The following is a 20,977-nucleotide window of genomic DNA, read 5'->3' on the forward strand; positions in this document are numbered from 1 at the left end:
CCGCTCCACCCTTTATGCTTCTTCTGTCTCAACCGCAGTCACGCCGCGCACAACCAGATCATTGCGATGTATCATCGCAGCACGCGCATCATAACCAAGAATGCTACTAATCTCATCGCTTTTATGCCCGGCAATTTTGCGCGCATCGTCGGCATCATAAGCAATCAAGCCGCGCGCAATTTCGCGGCGCTCTTCATTCAGCACTGCAACCGTATCGCCGCGCTCGAACTGACCTTCGATCTCTTTGACACCTGCGGGTAGTAGCGATTTGCCAGACTTCAGCGCCTTTGCCGCACCCGCATCGACCAGCAGTTTACCTGCAGGTTCAAGATTGCCGGAAATCCATGTCTTCCAGGCATTGACCGGCGCACGCGACGGCTCAAATAAGGTTGCGCGCTCGCCATGATCGATGGCTGAAAGCGGCGCCATACGCGTGCCGGATGTAATGATCATTGCCGTGCCTGCGGCATTGGCAATCTTGCCCGCATCAAGCTTGGTCTTCATACCGCCGCGGGATAGCTCGGATGCGGCAGCTCCCGCCATAGCCTCGATTTGCGGGGTAATTGCCGTCACAAGAGGCAGGAACTGCGCATCCGGGTTCTTATGTGGCGGAGCTGTATAAAGCCCATCAATATCCGAAAGCAGAATGAGAAGATCTGCGCCCATCATGGTTGCAACACGAGCCGCCAGACGATCATTGTCGCCATAACGAATTTCGGTGGTTGCGACTGTATCATTCTCGTTGATGATCGGGACTGCACCGAGTTTCAGCAATGTTTCGATGGTCGCGCGCGCATTGAGATAACGGCGACGCTCCTCGGTATCGGCCAGTGTGAGCAGAACCTGACCAGACTTGATGCCGTGGCTACCGAGCACATCGGCATAAGCCTTGGCGAGTGCGATCTGCCCCGCAGCAGCGGCAGCCTGACTTTCCTCAAGCTTCAACAACTTTTTCGGCAGACCAAGAACCGTACGGCCAAGCGCAATGGCCCCCGAAGAAACGACTAGGACTTCCACACCTGCCCGCGAAAGGCTGGCAATGTCCTGGCCCAGGCTTTCAAGCCAGCTTTGTTTGAGGCCCGATGAACGATCTACGAGAAGCGCAGATCCGATTTTGATAACGATGCGGCGATAATCTTTGAGTTGTTTCAACATGCATTCAGTTCCTGCGCCGCGTCCTCAACTGTTATTCTTCTTCGGCTGTTCCAGCTTCCGCTGCACGGCTCTTATCGATCACGCTTGCAAGCTGGCGCAAGACATCATTCAAGCCTTCGTGGCTAACGGCTGAAAGCAGCAGCGGGTCGCGCCCGCAGGCCTTCTGCAGTGCCTTGATCTTTTCCTTGCGCGCATCCGGATCAAGCGTATCGATTTGCGACAGCGCTACGATTTCAGTCTTGTCAGAAAGACCATGCTCATAGGCTTCGAGCTCACCACGAATGACGGTGTAAGCCTTTGCCACATCTTCTTCCTGCGCCGACACCAGATGCAACAGCACACGCGTGCGCTCGACATGGCCAAGGAAGCGGTCGCCAAGGCCCACGCCTTCGCTTGCACCTTCGATAAGACCAGGAATGTCGGCGATCACAAACTCGCGGCCATCGACACGCGACACGCCAAGATTGGGATGCAGCGTGGTGAAAGGATAGTCAGCAATCTTTGGCTTGGCCGCTGTCACACTTGCGAGGAATGTGGATTTACCCGCATTCGGCAAACCGACCAGACCAGCATCGGCAATCAGCTTCAGACGCAACCAGATCGTGCGCTCAATACCGTCGAGGCCGGGATTGGCACGGCGCGGCGCACGGTTTGTGGATGTGGTGAAATGCAGATTGCCAAAGCCGCCATTCCCGCCCTTGGCAAGGCGATAACGCTGGCCGAGCTCGGTAATATCGCAAATCAGCGTTTCATTATCTTCTTCAAAAATCTGCGTACCAACCGGCACTCTGAGTACGACATCATCGCCCTTGCCGCCGGTCATGTTGCGACCCATGCCATGCATGCCGGTCTTGGCTTTGAAGTGCTGCTGATAGCGATAATCAATCAGCGTATTGAGACCATCGACAGCTTCAACCCAGACATCGCCGCCGCGCCCGCCATCGCCACCGTCAGGACCGCCGAATTCAAGAAACTTCTCGCGCCGGAACGAAACAGCGCCTGCACCGCCCGCGCCGGAGCGAATGTAAATCTTGGCCTGATCGAGAAATTTCATTGAACTTACCTCTTGTGACGCATTCGAAACTTGTATCGTAGCGCGTCTTAAACTTGGGACCGCACGCAATCTCGCGCAATCCGATTTGCAATTACAGCAAAACCCTTGTCCTGCAAACAGCTAGTGGTCTGATTTCGACATTTGCATCACGCCGCTACAAGCAACAAACGTCAAATTCAATTCACTCAAACATAAGGGTTTCAGCCTAAGTTCAGTTTCCACGCAGGATCACTGAAATCGATATAGAGCAGCTCCTGATCCAGATACTGACCCTGCACATAAAGCGACTTGCGCTCAACGCCGTAGGATTTGAAGCCGAGCCCGTAATAGATGCGCTTCGCAGGCTCGTTGGTTGCCACGACCTTTGCATCCAGTATCACGACATGCTGCGCCGCATGTTCGATAATCCGTCCAACGAGCGCCTTGCCCAGAGCCAACCCACGTGCTTCGGGAGCAACATAGACGCTGACCAGAGTGCCACGGTGCCTCTCCGACTTGCGTTCATGCCGGAACATCCCGGCAATGCCCATCAGGTTTTCGCCATCAAATGCACCGAAAATGACATTGCCGTTCACCTGTTCCAGACGACGCGCAAACACATTGTCGGAATAGGCATTTTCTTCTTCAAAGGTCGAGCCGAAGGCTTGTGGCGCGAGCTGCAGAGCCGAAAGCCGTATCGCGCGGAACCGGTGCAGGTCTCCCTTGTCCAGTGCGCGAACAACAACCCTTTCACGGGCGACAGCATAAATATCGTTCATTATATTCCCCGATCTTTATCGGTCCTGCGGTTATCGCGCAGGACCGTCTTTTTGATTACGACTGCCAGCTTCTCAGGCCGATCCAGGTCCGCCGGTCAAGAACATAGCGCTCGACAGGGACATTCCCGGCAGCGAGCGAATCCGACATGCCCATGTTGCTGAACTGGAAGCCGCACTTATGGATCACACGGCGAGAGCTACCGTTGCTGGCGCGGCATGAAACATGCAACCGCTCGATCGGCGTGGCCCGGAAGGCCAGATCGATCAATGCATGGGCGGCTTCGGTTGCAAAGCCATGACCCCAATAGGGCTCGCCCAGCCAATAGCCGATCTCCAGCCCCTCGCCATGTTTATGCGCGTGGATGCCACAACAACCCATAAATATGCCGGTTTCAGCTTGGGTAATCGCGTAAATGCAATTGCCCATCTCGCCTTTTCGGACACGCTCGACAAAATCGACAGCATTTTCGCGGGTGTATGGATGAGGCATACGGGCGAGCATAGCGGAGACGCGGGCGTTATTGGCAAGATAGGAAATTGCATCCACGTCTTCGGTGTGTGGCGGGCGAAGAACCAGCCTGTCAGTAACGAGAACGGGGCAATCCAGTGCGTGCTCTAAACCCGGCGAGAGAACAGCATAGCTGGCCTCCCGCTCACTACAGCTCTCGTAATAATCTTCTTCTAAGACTTCGACGACCATTGTTCTGTCCTCCAGATGAAAAAAGGGAAGATGGTTGTCCCATCTTCCCTTCGATCTTCTGGCAGGTCGCCATATGTACCGGGTCCATGGGACGCCGGTACTTTATAGAGGTCCGGCTTACTCTGCTGCTTCCGCGATCGGGTTAACCGATACGTAGGTACGGCCGTTGGCTTTCGTGCGGAAAGCAACGGAACCGTTGGTGGTAGCAAAAATAGTATGGTCTTTACCGAGGCCAACATTGGCGCCCGGATGCCACTTCGTGCCGCGCTGGCGCACGATGATGTTGCCAGAAACGACAGCTTCGCCACCGAACTTCTTTACGCCAAGGCGCTTCGACTCTGAATCGCGACCGTTACGCGACGAACCACCAGCTTTTTTGTGTGCCATTGGATTTCTCCTTTAATCTCTTCTACTTACTCAGCCGACTCAGCCTTGGCTGCAGCCTTCTTAGGCGCTGCCTTCTTTGGCTTTGCGGCTTCGCCTTCAGCGGCGTCTGCCTTCGGAGCTGCCTTCTTGGCTTCTGCCTTCTTGGAAGGCTTCGCACCATCGGTGAGAATCTCCGAGATACGGATGGTCGTCAGTTCCTGACGATGACCGCGGGTACGCTTGGAATTCTGACGGCGACGCTTCTTGAACGCGATAACCTTGCGAGCGCGGCCCTGTTCAACGACTTCAGCCGTTACCAGAGCGCCTTCAACAACTGGCGCGCCAATGGTCGTGCCGACCATCAGAACTTCTGCAAATTCTACGATGTCGCCAGCTTCGCCAGCAACCTTTTCAACCTTGATCAGGTCGTTTGCGGCAACGCGGTACTGCTTGCCACCAGTCTTAATGACTGCGAACATTTGTTTTCCTTTCGGGTCGTTCGGTCCAGCTCTCATACCCTGCAACGCAAGCGCCTCAGGCACGGGCCGTCTTTTTATCAGTCGATTGATTTTGGAAGCTTTTCAGCCTCCTGACCAGAGCCCGGAAAACCGGAAATCTCCAATCAAAACAATAAGCGCAGACTACCCCACACATAAAGTCAGGTGCTTATAGATATGAGGTAGCGGAAAAGTCAAGAATTTTCGTCCAGGAATGCAAATTAGGTCTTGTCTAATTGTGTTTGGCCCGTTATTGAGCCGCTACACACTTAGCATTCGCTTTAGATGCTTACCGACGGCGCGATTTTCATAGATCGTTTTACCGTAGTGCACAATGCGGAGAGGTGGCTGAGTGGTCGAAAGTACCGCACTCGAAATGCGGCGTGGGGGTAACTCCACCGTGGGTTCGAATCCCACCCTCTCCGCCATATCACTTCAAGGTCGCGTGTTTTCCTGATAGGTATTTTCGGGCTTGCAGACCAGTCCGGTCTGTGCCAGCAGATCAGCCACACTCGTGGCACACTCTTGCTCTTGGACTTCTCGTTACTATGTGATCTAAACGCTTGCTACTGTGTGGCGTGCGTGGGGACCGATGCCGATCGAGATCGATGAAGTGCTGAGGCGTTCTGAGCAGGGGGCAACCGAGCCTTACATCTGCCGTGGCTCGGATGGAAAACTCTATTTTGTTAAGGGAAAAGGTGCTGGTTACGACTCGCTAGTGAAAGAGTGGGTTGCAGGTCAACTTGCTTTACGCCTGGGTTTGCCTGTTCCGCGTTTTTGTATCGTCACGGTTCCACAGGAGCTGTATGAAGCTGGCCGTGGTGGAGCCTTGCGGGACCTTGGATTCGGATTCCTTTTCGGCTCGGAGAACGTCGAGAGCGCGAATGAAATGTCTTTCGTCAACATTCACCAGGCTCCGGCGGCGGTGAAACACGACATCGCTGCGTTCGATTGGTGGATTCAAAACGGTGACCGCACGCTAACCGACGCCGGCGGAAATCCTAATCTCCTTTGGTCGGAGACAGCACACCGGCTTGCTGTCATCGATCACAATTTGGCCTTCGATGAGGAAGTAACGCTTCATTCACAACTTCAAAGCCATATATTTCGTAGTTCACTCTGTGAAATATGCGACCAGAGGGATCTTCAGGACCGTTATAATGCAAGGTTTGAAGAAGCTTTGATGGATTTACCCCAGATCCTTGGTGACATCCCAGAGCGGTGGCACTATGTAGACGACGCCTGCACGGTCGATATTAACTTGTCGCTCGATCGTATTGAGAGCACACTGAAGCGACATAGGGTGCCAGCGTTTTGGGAACGAACATGAAAAAGCATGCTGTAAGCTATGCGATAATCCGTTTCCAGCCACACGTCGAAACGGAAGAATTCGCTAACATTGGTATAGTGCTCGTCGCGCCGCGAATGGGCTATCTAGACTTTAGACTCGAGACTAGACGCCTTAGCAGGCTGACAAGCTTCTTCGATAGCGTTGAGGCAACGACTATTCGCGGCGCTCTAAAGAGCTACTATGTAGAGCTGAAGCGGATCAGGGATCTCGCCGGTCATACAGGGAGCGGGCAGAGCCGTTTTGAGTTCGAGCTAAGCGACAACGCCGAGCATCTTTTTCACGCGTTGACAAAGGATCGCGAAGGAGTAATCCGATTCAGTGACGTCCGTTTCGCGATGACCGATAATCCCAAGGATAAGCTCGACGAACTATTCAACTATTATGTCAGACGGAACTTTGCTGGCTCTATTTATCGTGAAGGTTTGTTGGAAAAGCACGTCCGAGGAATTCTGAAACTGCGTGACATTGGTCGCCATTTCAAGCCGATGGCATTCTCAGATGGAGTTTATTCGGCGAAATTCCCGTTTGTGGAAATTATCCAAAATACGCCTCTTAGGGTTTTGAAGCCCATTTATCTCGGTCAGGATGAGCCAACACGTATTCTTGACCACGGTAATAAATGGCTATTCACCATCAATCGCTTGAAGGGCAAACTTCCACCCGATGTGGTCGTCGCCGTCGAAGGGCCAAAAGACTCCTCAAAACGTAAACAGGCCTTCCGGGAAGCAGTGGAACTGTTTCGCGAGAGCGATATCAAGGTGGTAGATGCGCGAAATGAGATCGAGCTGATCAGCGCGATGGAGCGATAACCCCGTGTTGGGAATCTAGCTCCACGTCTGGATCAAGCAAAATTACCTTCCAAATTGGACATCCATTGTCGGCGGTCGGGATAGGGCTTGGCTGCCCATGCGGGGCGTTTTACGCGTGATCTTCAATATCTATCGGAGATCACATGGCAACGATACGCAAACTAAGAGGTCGCTGGCAGGCGCAAGTCCGCAGACAGGGTTGAAAACCGTGATAATTTCATGAGGGATTTCGGTATCTGCATTTCCGGTAATAATCTCAATCCAAGATGCTTTCAAAACGCAGCTCAGCATTAGGGCTGGTTAGCGAATATTTTTCAATATTACATGAGCCCTTTTTCCGAACAGGTGCTGCGCCTCGTAGGACAAGTGTGTGCCAAGTGCCTTCTAGTTGGCCTTTGACTCGATAAGGGGCCGGGCTGCAACCCTTCTTGAAAACGTAAGCCGTCCCCTCAATTGGACGGCCAGTCGCAAAATAGTCCCAAGGATGGCCTTTGAACAGAACCTGACCGGGCGATATTGTTCCACGGATCGACTTCTTAGGGCTTTTATAAGCTATGATCCCGTTCTTATGGTCGACCAGCATCAACGACCCATTGTGATCAAATTCCGGCGATCGCGTTGTCACCGAGACCTTTCCTGGGTGCGGTAAAATACCCTGTTTAGTGTCCGTTTTAGCGGCTGCTACCATAACCTCCTGACGATCTGCACCTGGAAAGCCCTCTGCCAAAACTTCTTTTCCGTCTTCACACTTTTTCCAAAGATGGTAGCTGCCATCGATGAACCGCCAAGTCGGAAAACAAAAGCCTGGCCCACCAATGACAACATCCGCCATCTGCCCATTCTCACGTGGCAGGTATTCAAGTCCGGCAGAATCAAAACCAAACTCTCTTTTCCAACCACCATTTCCATCAGAGATCAGTAGATAAATATTCTGGGTGGCTCTGCCAAAACACATGCTCGCGCCATTCCCCAGTTCCGCTGGAGAACTTGCAATCTCGAGTTCCATTATACCATCACCGTTCAAATCGATCTGCTTCACTGCATAGCTAATGCTGGTTCCCGCGTCTTTGACACATGCGGCAACGCCGTCTTTTTCAAAAGCAACAATTTCGGCGACAGCTTTATCAACGATCTCTTTCGACCAAATGGCCTTGGCACTCTTAACCGAAACTGCGCTACCTGCTGATTGATCAGCCTGCGAACGATTAAGTTTGTATCGCTCAATTTCTTCCTGATTGAATACGTGCATCTCATTTGGCGGTGTCTTGAACATGATCTGCGTGACCGCTGGCGGTGTATCAAATCTGCTTAACACTTCTATAATGTCCGATATTGCCAATTGAGCGCCGACTAAATCAGGTGAGTCTGACGAGATCTGATGAACCCCGAGCTCGCCATCAGCCTTGCGCTCCTTGCCCGACAAGAAGATATAAGAACATACGGAATAGCACTTGCTCGCTTTTGGAATGTAAGTTGCCAGGGCTCGCTGGTTAATGTCGTCGGCTATAAGCAACCCAGCCTGGACGTTGCCACCATCGCTATTCAGTATCACCAATTTGGCATTAGGTGCTGCCCGGAGAGCTCTACGAAAATCCAGAGCAGCCCCTGGCTCAATGATGCCATTCATCTCGATTACATTTGGCTTAGTATCATCAACCGTAAAGGGGCCGAAGCTAGTTTCAGACGCTGAAGCCGCTCCAGCGGAAATTATAAAAAAAGCTGACAAGGCGCCTGCAACGGCGCAAACAAAAGACTTACGCATAACCCACCCCATTTTTAGGTGATCTAGCATCAACCACGAGGTGCAGACAAGGATGCGTTTCTACGTATGCAATTCATCGTTACCGGAGGTCGCTCCACCGTGGGTTGGTATCTCACCCTCTCCGCCATTTTATTATTGAAAACAGACGCTTAAATGGAATACGCCCTCGCCGGGTGATTTCGGCTGCGCGACCCAGTGATAATTTCAAATCGCGAGCCACGCTTGCGGCACGGTCGTTCTAGATGTATCGAGCAGCGTTTTGCTTCAGAATAACGCAGAGCATCATGGTAAACCAATTCAATGCCGGATTTATTAGTGGCTCACAGGCTGCATCCGACCCTCCTAGTTGATCAAGATCCAAATTCTCCGCCGACAACATGCTGTGAAACAGTCTGTTCCTGAATGTGACGAAAAAAGATGGAAATTCGCTAAAGGGAATGTCAATCTTACTAGCGGCGGTATCTATCGAAGCTGTTAGTCTCTCCGCAGAGATAACGTAATCGTAAATCTGCTTCGTATACCTTGCGTCCCAGGTGAGATCTCCTTTTGAGTAGAAGACTTCCATCTTTAGTTTTTCGTAGCCTCCCTCTTTAGCGAGAATGGATACAAACTTCCGGAATATTGCGAGATCTCCATCCCGCGGATTCTGTGGAAGCCCCTTAAGGAACTCGAGAGATTTTAAATAGTTATGCTCAACACTCGCGTAAAATAGAGGCAGAGCTACAGACGTCATTTCGATAAGTCTATATATATGAAGGAAAGCTCGAGTATACTGATTTTTACTCCAACATGCCAAAGTCAAGCAAAGCTCACCTTTAACTTTCATCCAAAAATCTTTATTAACCCCAGATGTCTTACTCAAGTATTTATCGACATCATCTAAAGACATATCCCCATCAAAAGCGGAGTTTATTATTTCTTTAAGGGAATTTACCTTTAGCTTCCTAACGGCCTGTGTAAGAAAACAGTTTCTTAACTTTATTACAGAACCGTCTGATTTGTTGTGAAGATTTACTGTGCCACAAAGTATTCTTAAACACTCAAAGGCGTGAACCCCTTCCTCATTGACGCCGAAAGGCTTTCTGATGCCCAGTTGTGATAATCCGTCTTTGATTTTGAACGTCGATGGCATTTCAGTCGGTCATCGTTTCATTGAAAAAAAGCTCTTCTAACTGCGATTGATCAAAAGCCGCAAGCTCAGCAATATTCTCGATATAATGACGACTTAACTCTCTCCGATATTTCCCGACATTCACTTTCGATGTATTAATAGCATCGAAGGCTGCTTCGAATGTAATTATTTTCTGACTGAAATCTGCAGGATTAACAGCCCTTATATCATTAAGTGATCGTTTCGCACCTACTGTAAATCCAATAAGATTATTGACTTGGCGCAGCCAATCTCTGTTTTGATCGACAGACTGAAGTCGTGCGATCTCAGTTAATATCTCTGAAAATGTGTATTGTGCGTTTGTTATGTCAGATTCCATTACCCGACCAACGAGTATTTCGTCCAACTTACTCTCTATTATTTTGGTATTCTGGTTATGCAAACTATCCGATAGGTAAGCAGTATAAGCCTCTGCTACATCGGACATACGGAAAGCGTTGCGTATCTTTGTTAACTCTGTTTGTTTCTCGCTAACTACTTCCAGGTTTGTGCCAGAGATATCTATCGCACCTTTGGTCAGCATTTCGATCTGATGCCGAGCAGTCATAGGCTTTTGCCCGTTATTGAGTGTTATCATCCTATACAAAAGAAGATCATACCTCTCAGCGACGATAACATTAACGTAGAGAGTGCGGGTGCCGACGTAACCGTTTAATGTCGAAGCATCCTTGAGGGTTATCATTCTTTGCATACCGTCAAGGATGTATCCATCAGCGATATTATTGTTGATAAATTCGCTGAGAACCTCAGGATCAGCTTCGGTTGAAAGCGCAGGATTTACAAACGCAAGAGTAATCGGTGGCATGACGCAACCTGAAACAATATCGTTCCGCAGACGATCATAAAACTTTTTACTTTGAGCTTTTCTCTGCTCTCCAAAACGATCTAGGAGAGGAAATATATTCGCTATCGCATAATCAAAGTTTGTGACCGCGGATATAAAAGCGCTCTTAATGACTAAGTCACGAGAAATATGCAAAGGCTCAAGCATACAGTGGATCCGATCGCTTTTCTGCTTCAACTCGCTCGTCACTCGGACGGGCAAGAAGATTAAATCTATTCACCCGACCCTTTTCGTTTAGGATTAGGTATTGTAATACTTACATATTCAGCATAATCGTGGACTTACGTCCAGAGGACATTACCTTATTACTCCAAGAAATTTTAAGTCTCGACCTCCCGGCTAATGAAGTCTACCAGCCGGGATAATTCTTGGCTCCCCATCCGGGGCGTCCTACGCGTGATCTTCAATATCTATTGGAGATCATGCTTTGGCAACCATCCGCAAACTCAGGGGGCGCTGGCAAGCCCAGGTTCGCAGACGTGGAATGAAACCACGCTGCAAATCGTTCGACAGCAAGACAGAAGCCGAGAAGTGGGCGCGCGATCTGGAAAGCCAGGTCGACAAGTTCGGCGCTGCACCAGATACGCGCATACTTGAAAGCACGACGCTTGGCGCGTTGATGAAGCGATACGCTGAAGAAGTCTCGCCGTCGAAACGTGGCGCTACTCAAGAGACACAGCGCTTAGGCGTGCTACAGCGTCACGATCTCGCTTACCGGACACTGGTCGGCTTATCTCAGCAGGACATAGCTTCGTTCAGAGACGAGCGTCTGAAAACAGTGAAGCCAGCCACCGCAGTTCGTGAGCTTGCAATCCTCAGTCACGTTCTTGACGTCGCCATGCGTGATTGGGGCTACCCCCTCGCTCAGAATGTTGTGAAAATGATCCGGCGACCGACAATCAACAATGCACGTTCACGCCGCTTGAGTGCGTCCGAGGAGCAGCGCCTTCTCGATGCTTGTGATGAGGGTAAGATCGAATGCTTTCGCACGCTGGTCGTCCTGGCAATCGAGACCGGGATGCGCCGTGGAGAAATTCTTGGCCTCAAGTGGTCAGATATTTCTCATAACCGGAGGGTGATCTCATTGGCTATGACCAAGAACGGCACCAGTCGCGAGATTCCACTATCAAAGCGTGCTTATGAAGCACTGATGACACTCAAGCAGAGCGACACCATAGATAAATCTATGCCGTTCGGCATGACGATCTCAGCTTTCGAGCAGACGTGGAAGCGCGTGATCAAGCGCACCGGCATCGTGGATCTGAAATTTCACGACCTACGCCACGAAGCCGTCAGCCGCTTCTTCGAGCTTGGACTGAACATCATGGAAGTCAGCACCATATCGGGGCACCGCGAGCTGTCGATGCTGAAGCGCTACACGCACCTGAACGCTGAGAGCCTGGTCAGTCGCCTCGGTTAACTCAACCATTAATTGATTTACGACGTTTACATTCAACCAATTAAACACCCGCCAATGTAAACATAGCGCTCCGAAAGCACTGAAAATAGCCACCAACGACAATCATAGCGATTAGAATGTTGATGAATATTCGTGTTTTAGGTGCGCTATGTTGACGTATGTTGACAAAAGTTTACGTATTTGGGCCGATTTCGACGTTTTTGGGAATCTGTCAACATTGGCCTATGCCGGGACGATCTATCTCGAGATTGAAGCCCCTTCTAAAGCGCTGCAGATGATCACGTAGATCGATCTATGATAACACTTCGAACGTCACCGTAATAACTCGCTTCTTGGAGCCCTTACGGTGCAGCGCCGAAAACATATTCGATGGCTTTCCCACAGCGACCCGAAATCAGCCCAGGCAATTCATACCGGATGCAACTTCTGAGTATCGAACCCACGCCCCGATGATGCCTGGTGGACGATAGACGTAGCCAGACGTATTTGCCTGGACGATTGTAAGAGACGCGCCGCCGCCATCCTTCTTCAGCGTCGGTGAAATGCAACCTCCTCATTAATGCACGATCAATCTGCCGAGCGTTAGATCAGCAGCAGCATGTATGATGCCGATCATCGAAGTCTTAGAAGAATGCAAGTGTGCCAATGGGGATGCCTTCCGTCTCCGGAATGAAACTTGGGTCGGATCCTCCCATATCAAAAAATCGCCAGAGAGACTCACTGGCGAGCACCGACGACCCGGAAGCACAATGTCAGCACCAAGCACCACGGAACGCGCTGGTGACGATCCTCGAGTCAAAGAGATTCGTATTCTGACAATCGCATACAGTCCGTTTCGTTTGTTGCTATAAAGTAAGTAGCCGATCAGGATTTAGCACCAAACTGGCGCCCCTTTAGATTTTTCTGACAAAGTGAAGCGTTCCGTTTTCTCGGGCGCTATAAATGAAATAGCAGCGCTGCACATCTATCGAAACTCAAAACGGTCAGGCCATCCTGTCCGAAGGAAAAACTATGTCAAAAATTGACGATCTGGAGATTGCTAAGCGCAACGACGCAATTGAATCACTGCGTTTGGTTATGCCAAGCGTATTGAAAGGAGAACGAGATGCAGCACACTCAAAGTGGTATGCTTATCGCTTCATGACGCCCCTTGAGGCGACGAAGCTTTTCGTGAAACTTTATCGGGTTGGCTATAAAAATTATCTCCGTCGTGAGAACGATCACGGGTTGGCTGAACGCGCCCAGGGCTTAAGCACTCGCATTCTCGGCCATCCTAGTCGTTCATTGACAGAAGTATGGAACGCTAGGCAGCGAGCGGATCTTCTCGGCTTGCCATACGAGCTGCTGATTGAATTCGGGTTCTGGTTTGCGAGTAACTACACCTGGAAGAATGCACCTCGTCCGGCTCAGCTTTTCGGGTCCAAGAATTCGGGTGTAGCTTGGCCGATCGAATTTGAAAAATGGTTGTTGGAACGTCTCCCCACTGTCGTCAATCGCTTCGGAGATCTTGCTCAGTATCGTATCGAACATTACCGCGGATTCCCGGTGCAGAATGAATTTCGTTCTTATCTGTTGGAAACACTGGGCGAGAGTGTAGGCAACTGGTCACTGAAACTTGAACGCCAGTGTCTCGCGACCCGCCATTTGCCGTTACGTCTTGCCATGAAATCTGTTCCGAAAGGCGGTCGCAAGAGTGTGGTGAGAAATCTTCGTTCTGAAATGTCGAGTTATGCTACCAATGAAAATGTTGCACCTCTGCAAGAGTTAGATCTTGCTCCTGCATGCTTTGGCATCCCCGGCGCTCATTCCGCAGACGCTAAGCAATGCATCGAATGCCCATTGTTTACTCGGTGCGCCGGAGCCACAAAGTCTGTCACTAACTTTATGGCTGACAAACATGGCAGTGTTTCACCGGTGGCAATGGACCGCCTCAACAACCGGCGTGAGAAAACGAGGGCGCGGGTCGCAAAGCTTCGCCGTAACCGGGACCTGAAGATGGCAGCGGCTGCAGTTGCACTTTAACCGGATGAACTTGTGACTGTAACGCCCGGCTTAATATCTCTTCTTCTTATATAAGTAAGAAAGAACTTATGTTGAGCGTTACAGAATAAGCCAAAAAATCCGGTTATAATCGGATATTCCCATTAAATATCATGAAGAACACACCACCTCCGGTGGCGTGAACAATTTTACTGACGTTAGAGAAGAACGTGAAATACGATAAATTAAACCTCCGCCGGTTCTTCCGTAATCGGTTTGAATCATTCGTAGACCACGATGACGTGTCCGGTGCCTATGTGAATGACGGCGTGCCACTTACTCTTGGCGATGTCTGCAAGCTGCTTGAAGATGACATCGAACCGTTTCCGCTGAATTACGATCAGGACTTCCGTAAGGTCTGCGGTCATGAGTATCTGATCTGGCTTCGTCAGCCGCGGACGTATGGAGATGTAGCTCGGCTGCTCGCATATCGCGTAAAAGCCCTGAACAATGGCGTGCAGCGGCCCAGTGGTCGCTGGGTATCAGCATTGCTGCGTGGTGAGGAGATCACACAGTCGAATATCCATTTGTCAGCTAATCGGCTTACTGACACCATCACCAACTAATGAAATCAGTCTCATCTTACTTTTAAGCGTTCTCGGATGAATTGAGTAATGCTTGGCAAGATCCTCGAGGCTGATGCCATCATCAACGAATGCGCTGGTCGCTTCAGCTATCTGTTCCGGTGACATAGCTGGCTTGCGACCGATACGGCTGCCCCTTGCTCGGGCAGCCGCCATACCAGCACGCGTGCGCTCGCTGACCAATGAGCGTTCAAATTCGGCCATCGCAGCAAGCAGATGGAAAAGAAGTCGTCCGCCTGGCGTCCCGGTATCAATGCTCTCACTTAATGAACGGAATTGAATACCACGCTCCTCAAGCTCCCTGACGAGCTTAATGAGATTGAATAATGAGCGCCCCAACCGATCGAGCCGCCAGACGGTCAACGTATCACCGGCGCGCAATTGCTTGAGTAATTTCGAAAGCCCTGGTCGGGTGAACTCGGATCCAGATATGCCCTCGTCGGTCAGCACAGCGTGGCAACCGACAGCTCGCAGCGCAGACAGCTGCAAATCAAGGTTCTGTTCCGTTGTGCTTACGCGGGCATACCCGAGGTTTTGCATTGTGCGATGAGCCTTACTATTCCGGGATCTTGCAGCGAATATACCCGGTAAGGGATTGATTTAAAGGAACCTTTTTGTGCAGAGCGGGTTTTCTGTTGACCACGGAAAGGCGACTGAAGGATATCAGCAGCTTACAGTGATGACGAGTTTGCGGGATCTTTCATGTCAGAAAGGTTCCCTTTCGTGCAGCTCCAACATCATGAATGTCACGCATATGAAGCTCGTTTCGTCGGTCGTCACAACATTCACCGCCAGCCTATTAGGCATTAGTGCATCAATGGCTGCTCAGGCTGATGTCTTTCTTTTCCTTGACGCGCCGACGGCAAAAACCTCCATCGATGCACTGAGTGGCAGCTTTCAAAGTGAGCTCGTCGATAAAGATCTGACTGAACGGTTTGTAACAGATCGCCCTCGTCTCACACTTTCATGCAACGACAAACAGACCCAGATTCTTCACCTTTATATACCCGGCGACCTAAACCCTTGGCCGACCTTCAAAGGCAGCCTTCCGACCGAAGGCGAAGTGAAAACCGTAAATGGATTTGCACCCTACACCGGATATCTCTTAGCGGCATCGTTTGGATCAGGACTTGATATCACGATGGGCGTCGGAGACAGGGCAGCAGGCATCGGTCGTGCATGGTATGAAGGTATGCCAATCACTTTGACCATTCCATCAGGAAGCGATTTGCCTGATATAAACATCAGCCTCTTTGGCGCAGATCCAACAAGGCACTTCACGACTGAACTTGCTTCAGCAATCAACGTTTGTGAAATTTTCTCTAATCCCTGAGACTGTGCGCTCGCACTGATATATTGCCTGCCAGCTCACATACCGCGTTTAATCAAACCGCGGCATTTGCGGCCAGCCATTTTTCCAAAGCCACTATTAGGACTGGCTGAAGCTGTGTGACCCTTGCTAACGCCATTCCTAAAGATGCATTTAAACGTGCGAAACCCATCTCGGCCATCACGTCCCCAATTTTGAGATGGCGTTTAGACATAATTTCATCAATCCGGGCGACAGCCAACGGAACCAAGCAACGGTTAGCGGCTATCGGAGCAATAGGCATTGCTCCAACAGAAACTGAATGCACAACGGATCTGCCTACACCGAGCCATTTTAAGAACTCGCGCTGCTCCGAATGATTAGCCTTTTCCCAAGCATTTTTCATCTCGTGCAAGCGAGTGCGCTTGGTCTTCAGTCCAGCAGCCAACGCGGCATCAGTAACTGTTCGATATTTTCCAGCTTTCAGATCGGCGTATATCGCTGGGTGATCACGCTTCAGACGATCTTCATAATACGTAGCGTCGCGAACTGTCTTCTTTGGCATTGTCATATTTGGCTCTTGGTCTTCAGTAACAGCTCAATAAGACTCGCTGGCGCGTTTGGCATGTCTATTGCTGTTTTGCAACGCACGAATGCGCGGAACCAGTCGGGAGCGATTGGGAGGAAACACAGCTACTCTCCGCCCCATCACGAACTGATATTGCACGCTTTTAAACTTTCAGCGATCTTTACGTGAATATGAAGGGATTCGGGGCATGAGCAAATCTTGGATGGTGCGAGCTGAACGCAATGGGCGACTGTTTGACACATTCAGAGACCAGTCGGCAGTGGCAATTGGCTGGAACGACATAGGCGATCTATCAAAAATTAAGACAAGAAAAGCCATAGCGGATCTTGTTTCTAAAGCTTTTCCCAACGCGAAGCCTCAGTCAATAGCGATGGCCGCCGGACAATTGCATCGTTTCGTCAACGAGATCGACGTTGGAGATATGGTCGTGACCTACGATCCCTCTCGGCGTGTTTACCTGGTCGGAGAGATCGCCGGTCCCTATCGCTACGACACTTCGCTCGACCCCGAAGATGGGCAATTCAGACCAGTGCGATGGCACGGCGAAGTAGGCCGTGATCTTCTATCTGTTGAAAGTCGAAACAGCCTAGGTTCCATCTCGACGTTGTTCCGTATATCGACCGAGGTTGCGGTCGAATTGAAGAAAGCCCTAGCATCCGGACAAACTGCAACCAGCGAACCCATCCCAGCCGTCATCGAGTCATCGGAAGATGACCTATTCAAATCTATGGAGAGCAGAGCGCACGAATTTATTAAGGATAAGGTGAACGCGCTCACTTGGGACGATATGCAAGAACTCGTCGCAGGGCTACTACGTTCACTTGGCTACAAAACAAGTGTGTCCGATGCAGGCCCTGATCGTGGTAAGGATATTGTCGCCTCACCGGACGGCTTCGGATTCGAGTCACCACGCATCGTCGTTGAAGTGAAACACCGGAAGGGCGCAATGAGTGCGCCTGACGTTCGCAGCTTCCTCGGTGGTCGGCATCCACAAGACAAGGGACTCTATGTTAGCACTGGAGGCTTTACCCGTGAGGCGCGCTATGAAGCTGAGCGGGCAAATATCCCCCTCGCTTTAATGGACCTAGATGACCTTGTGAAAAGCCTCCTGGAGCAATACGAAAAGTTCGACCTGGAAACGCAACAGCTTGTGCCACTAAAGCGTATATTCGTGCCAGCCTGGAACTAGTTGAGACTGCTAGGTTTTATGCTCCTAACCATTGGTTCAGATTTATAACAAGAAGCTAATTTCGATGCATCTTTTTAATCGTAAGACTCTGAAGCGCTATATAAAATCCGACCCCATACCGTCACTTCATCTGGCGGCACTTAACGATTGGGCAAACTTAGTCATCTCAGGTAGGATTGAACACCTGAAGGAAACTTCGTTACATGGGCAGTTTGCTTCCAAGATCGTTGAGGGAGTTTTAGGCTACCACGGTCCAGCTAGCGGAGCAGATTACAATGTTTCTACCGAGCAAGCCATCTTGCGTGGAAGTGTCGATCTCGCTCTAGGTCATTTTGGGGGAAAGATACCAGAGATTATTGCCCCGTTTGAATTGAAGGGCGCGGATACCCACGACCTTGATGCAATAATGCCAGGTCGGAACAAGAGTCCTGTTCAACAGGCTTGGGAATACGCCATGAATGCGCCTGGCGTGAAATGGGTGATAGTTTCGAACATGATTGAGCTGAGGCTCTATGGCTTTGGTGAAGGCACTTCTGCCTATGAGACTTTTCGCCTCGACCAACTTACGAACCCGGAAGAATACGCACGCTTCATACTGCTCCTGTCGGCGGAAAATCTACTGTCTGGCCGAACAGCTGGTCTTCTGAAAGAGAGCCGCCGCGAAGACAAGGACATCACTGAAAGTCTTTATAAAGACTACAAGCAATTGCGCCTAAAGCTTCTGAGCGCCATCGAGAAGGCCGATGCTGCTATTGCCCCCCTCGATGCCATCGCGATCGCGCAGAAGATCCTGGATCGTGTGCTGTTCATAGCATTTGCAGAAGACACCGGCTTACTGCCAAACAACACTCTAGAGAATGCTTTCGTTGCACGCGATCCTTATAATCCTCGCCCCATTTGGGATAATTTCAAGGGCTTGTTCCGCGCAATTGACCTTGGCAACACCGAACTTAGTATCCCGCGATACAACGGAGGCCTGTTCCGAGATGACGCGGTAATCAACGGACTCACCATACACGATGAAATCTGCGATGGTTTCAAGACCCTCGGCGGCTATGACTTCGCCTCTGAAGTCTCGGTCACGGTCCTCGGCCACATCTTTGAACAGTCAATCGCGGATGTGGAGCGTCTGCAAGCGATCGCGCGCGGTGAGGAGGAAGAATCCGAGAAAACCACCGGCACAAGCGGGCGACGCAAGCGGGACGGCGTCGTCTATACACCTGATTACATCGCGCGCTTCATCGTAGCTGAAACGCTGGGCACACATCTGCGGGAAATGTTCGAAGACACATTGCGCGATCTCGCTAAGAAGGGCGCGGATGTCACCGATTACGAAAACATCCCCTGGCGAAAAAAAACGGCTGAGCTGGAAGCTTGGCAAGCCTATCGCGATCGCCTGAAATCCTTGCGCATTGTCGATCCCGCCTGTGGCTCCGGTGTATTCCTGATCATGGCCTTCGACTTCATGAAGGCCGAACTGACTCGCGTGAACGAAAAGATCAAAGACCTGCTGACGAAAGCTGAACATTTTGGCGATCTGCTCGACTATGTCCCTGACAGCGAGATTCTGACCGATAACCTCTTCGGCGTGGATGTGAACGAGGAAAGCATCGAGATTACCAAGTTGTCGCTCTGGATCAAGACCGCCCGCCGTGGGAAGGTTCTGGACAGTCTGTCGGGCAATATCCGCGTTGGTGACAGCCTGATCGAGGACAGCAACTTCGCCTATCTCGATCACGCCTTCACCTGGGAAACCGCTTTCCCCAGCGTCTTTGCCGAAGGCGGCTTCGACGTGGTCCTGGGCAACCCCCCCTATGTGCGGATGGAATTCCTGAAGCTGCTGAAACCCTATCTGGAAAAGCGCTATGAGGTCGTGTCTGACCGGGCCGATCTCTACTGCTATTTCTACGAACGAGGCCTACGCCTGCTGAAACCAGGCGGGCGCTTGGGCTACATTTCCTCTAATACTTTTTTCAAGACCGGCTCAGGTAAGCCCCTGCGCGAATATCTACTGAAAGAAGCCACCATCGAAAGCGTAGTCGATTTCGCCGACCTGCAAGTCTTCGAGGGGGTGACCACTTATCCAGCGATCCTGACCATGAAACGCGGAGCCGCGCCAAAAGGACACGAGCTGCGTTTCTGGAAGGTGGATACCCTGCCGGAAAACAACTTCCTCGCCACCTGGGAAGCTGCCGCCGGACCATATCCACAAACGGCCCTGAGGACCGGATCATGGGAACTGGAAAAACCCGCCCTGCGCGCCCTGCGCGACAAGATCAGGACAGGCAAGAAAACCCTAAAGGACGTCTACGGGTCACCGCTTTACGGTATCAAAACAGGTCTGAACGCGGCCTTTGTGATCGACAGCGCCACCAAGGAATGCCTCTGCGCCCAAGACCCCCGGTCCGCCGAGCTGCTAAAGCCGTTCCTCGAAGGCAAAGACCTGAAACGCTGGCGGGCCGAACCGCGCAGCCTGTGGCTGATCTACATCCCGCAACGTCGCATCAATATTGATGACTATCCGGCTATCCGCGATTGGCTAATGCCATTCAAGGATCAGCTGGAAAACCGGGCCACGAAACAAGAATGGTTCGAACTACAGCAAGCACAAGAAGCCTATGCACCAAATTTCCAACCACCAAAAATTGCCTACGGTCATTTCCAAGACCAGCCGATCTATTCCATGGAAACGACGGGGGCGTATTCCAACAACAAGACCTACTTCATCCCAAACGGTGGCTGGGACTTGCTGGCTGTTCTGAACTCGAAAGTTATCTGGTTTGATTTTTGTTCAAGGACCACTGCCGTTCGGGGCGGATGGCGCGAAGCAACCGCGCAGCATGTGGAAAAGCTCCCTATGCCTGTCATCCCAGATAATGCCAGTATCGAACTTTCTCGTCTGGCCAACGTAGCGCAAAGGTCTGCTGAAAATCGCCTCGCCCTGCAAACGGCCCTAACGCGGCGGATTCCCGACCTCTGCCCGCCTGAACGCGAACCCAAGCTAACAACACGTCTTAAGGAATGGTGGACCCTGCGCGACTTCGCCGCCTTCCGCGCCGAGGTGAAGAAGGTTTTCAAGGTCGATATCCCGCTGGCCGATCGCTCCGACTGGGAAGACTGGATCAACCGCGACCGCGCCGAGATCGCCCGCTTGACTGCCGAGATAGCCCAAGCCGAAGTCCAGATCGACAGCATCGTCTATGATCTATTCGACCTGACCGAAGACGAAATCGCATTGTTAAAACGCGTTGTATGAAGATGCATATCAAACAAGGCGTGAGACATCTTTGATGCGCCGCGGCCACAACCGCGGCACCTCGACGGCGCACGCTCGGCATTCACCTGAAATGCTCGCAGCCGTCACGATTTTTTCGGATCG

19 protein-coding genes and 1 tRNA gene are annotated in these 20,977 nt (G+C 51.1%); 9 read left to right on the forward strand and 11 right to left on the reverse strand.

Annotation, left to right across the window (positions count from 1 at the left end):
- Positions 1-12: 12 nt before the first annotated feature.
- From proB to rplU, 6 genes are all read right to left on the reverse strand, one after another.
- Entirely contained in the window at positions 13-1,155 is a 1,143-nt protein-coding gene (gene proB, locus C9380_RS11035; protein ID WP_128093531.1) for a glutamate 5-kinase, read from the reverse strand.
- 31 nt (positions 1,156-1,186) lie between these two features.
- Positions 1,187-2,209 (reverse strand): GTPase ObgE, encoded by a 1,023-nt coding sequence (gene obgE, locus C9380_RS11040; protein ID WP_128093532.1) that lies wholly within the window; start codon positions 2,207-2,209, stop codon positions 1,187-1,189.
- Positions 2,210-2,409: 200 nt separating this feature from the next.
- Complete coding sequence (locus C9380_RS11045) at positions 2,410-2,967, reverse strand: GNAT family N-acetyltransferase (protein WP_100558537.1); 558 nt, start codon at positions 2,965-2,967, stop codon at positions 2,410-2,412.
- A 55-nt stretch (positions 2,968-3,022) separates the two neighbouring features.
- Complete coding sequence (locus C9380_RS11050; protein WP_128093533.1) at positions 3,023-3,667, reverse strand: GNAT family N-acetyltransferase; 645 nt, start codon at positions 3,665-3,667, stop codon at positions 3,023-3,025.
- 117 nt (positions 3,668-3,784) lie between these two features.
- Positions 3,785-4,054, reverse strand: coding sequence for a 50S ribosomal protein L27 (rpmA, locus tag C9380_RS11055; RefSeq protein ID WP_007876947.1), 270 nt, complete (start codon positions 4,052-4,054; stop codon positions 3,785-3,787).
- A 26-nt stretch (positions 4,055-4,080) separates the two neighbouring features.
- Complete coding sequence (rplU, locus tag C9380_RS11060) at positions 4,081-4,512, reverse strand: 50S ribosomal protein L21 (RefSeq protein ID WP_024895852.1); 432 nt, start codon at positions 4,510-4,512, stop codon at positions 4,081-4,083.
- A gap of 356 nt (positions 4,513-4,868) precedes the next feature.
- Between rplU and C9380_RS11065 the strand changes: the two genes are divergently transcribed.
- The 3 genes from C9380_RS11065 (at position 4,869) to C9380_RS11075 (ending at position 6,690) form a co-directional block, all read left to right on the forward strand.
- Positions 4,869-4,958 (forward strand) — tRNA-Ser (locus tag C9380_RS11065).
- A 164-nt stretch (positions 4,959-5,122) separates the two neighbouring features.
- Positions 5,123-5,860 carry a HipA family kinase gene (locus tag C9380_RS11070; RefSeq protein ID WP_128093534.1) on the forward strand — a complete coding sequence of 246 codons (738 nt, stop codon included), beginning with the start codon at positions 5,123-5,125 and terminating at the stop codon, positions 5,858-5,860.
- Complete coding sequence (locus tag C9380_RS11075; protein ID WP_128093535.1) at positions 5,857-6,690, forward strand: DUF3037 domain-containing protein; 834 nt, start codon at positions 5,857-5,859, stop codon at positions 6,688-6,690. Before C9380_RS11070 ends, C9380_RS11075 begins: the two co-directional genes overlap by 4 nt.
- A 256-nt stretch (positions 6,691-6,946) precedes the next feature.
- Here the strand turns inward: C9380_RS11075 and C9380_RS27375 are convergent, their stop codons facing one another.
- From C9380_RS27375 to C9380_RS11090, 3 genes are all read right to left on the reverse strand, one after another.
- A complete protein-coding gene (locus C9380_RS27375) occupies positions 6,947-8,452 on the reverse strand; it encodes a COG3904 family protein (RefSeq protein ID WP_247877645.1) in 1,506 nt (501 codons plus the stop codon).
- A gap of 238 nt (positions 8,453-8,690) precedes the next feature.
- On the reverse strand, positions 8,691-9,584 hold the full coding sequence (locus C9380_RS11085) for a hypothetical protein (protein WP_128093536.1): 894 nt from the start codon (positions 9,582-9,584) through the stop codon (positions 8,691-8,693).
- 1 nt (position 9,585) lies between these two features.
- Positions 9,586-10,614: a hypothetical protein gene (locus tag C9380_RS11090; protein ID WP_128093537.1), complete on the reverse strand. Its 1,029-nt coding sequence runs from the start codon at positions 10,612-10,614 to the stop codon at positions 9,586-9,588.
- A gap of 280 nt (positions 10,615-10,894) precedes the next feature.
- Here C9380_RS11090 and C9380_RS11095 point away from each other — a divergent pair, with 280 nt between their 5' ends.
- The 3 genes from C9380_RS11095 (at position 10,895) to C9380_RS11105 (ending at position 14,493) form a co-directional block, all read left to right on the forward strand.
- Entirely contained in the window at positions 10,895-11,887 is a 993-nt protein-coding gene (locus tag C9380_RS11095; protein ID WP_128093538.1) for a site-specific integrase, read from the forward strand.
- Positions 11,888-12,898: 1,011 nt separating this feature from the next.
- Positions 12,899-13,909 carry a hypothetical protein gene (locus C9380_RS11100; RefSeq protein WP_128093539.1) on the forward strand — a complete coding sequence of 337 codons (1,011 nt, stop codon included), beginning with the start codon at positions 12,899-12,901 and terminating at the stop codon, positions 13,907-13,909.
- A 188-nt stretch (positions 13,910-14,097) separates the two neighbouring features.
- Positions 14,098-14,493 carry a hypothetical protein gene (locus tag C9380_RS11105; RefSeq protein ID WP_128093540.1) on the forward strand — a complete coding sequence of 132 codons (396 nt, stop codon included), beginning with the start codon at positions 14,098-14,100 and terminating at the stop codon, positions 14,491-14,493.
- Here the strand turns inward: C9380_RS11105 and C9380_RS11110 are convergent.
- Positions 14,458-15,051 (reverse strand): recombinase family protein, encoded by a 594-nt coding sequence (locus tag C9380_RS11110; protein WP_128093541.1) that lies wholly within the window; start codon positions 15,049-15,051, stop codon positions 14,458-14,460. The two genes, C9380_RS11105 and C9380_RS11110, sit on opposite strands and share 36 nt — an antisense overlap.
- Positions 15,052-15,127: 76 nt before the next feature.
- Between C9380_RS11110 and C9380_RS11115 the strand changes: the two genes are divergently transcribed.
- Positions 15,128-15,844, forward strand: a complete 717-nt coding sequence (locus tag C9380_RS11115) for a hypothetical protein (protein ID WP_128093542.1) — start codon at positions 15,128-15,130, stop codon at positions 15,842-15,844.
- Positions 15,845-15,896: 52 nt separating this feature from the next.
- Here C9380_RS11115 and C9380_RS11120 read toward each other — a convergent pair whose 3' ends face one another.
- Positions 15,897-16,391 carry a hypothetical protein gene (locus C9380_RS11120; RefSeq protein WP_128093543.1) on the reverse strand — a complete coding sequence of 165 codons (495 nt, stop codon included), beginning with the start codon at positions 16,389-16,391 and terminating at the stop codon, positions 15,897-15,899.
- 205 nt (positions 16,392-16,596) lie between these two features.
- Between C9380_RS11120 and C9380_RS11125 the strand changes: the two genes are divergently transcribed.
- Both C9380_RS11125 and C9380_RS11130 read left to right on the forward strand, forming a co-directional pair.
- Positions 16,597-17,598, forward strand: a complete 1,002-nt coding sequence (locus tag C9380_RS11125) for a restriction endonuclease (protein ID WP_247877646.1) — start codon at positions 16,597-16,599, stop codon at positions 17,596-17,598.
- Positions 17,599-17,662: 64 nt separating this feature from the next.
- Entirely contained in the window at positions 17,663-20,854 is a 3,192-nt protein-coding gene (locus C9380_RS11130) for an Eco57I restriction-modification methylase domain-containing protein (RefSeq protein WP_128093544.1), read from the forward strand.
- The last annotated feature ends 123 nt before the right edge of the window (positions 20,855-20,977 follow it).

Origin of the sequence: Brucella pituitosa, from assembly GCF_003049685.1 — a bacterium.
Lineage (GTDB): Bacteria > Pseudomonadota > Alphaproteobacteria > Rhizobiales > Rhizobiaceae > Brucella > Brucella pituitosa.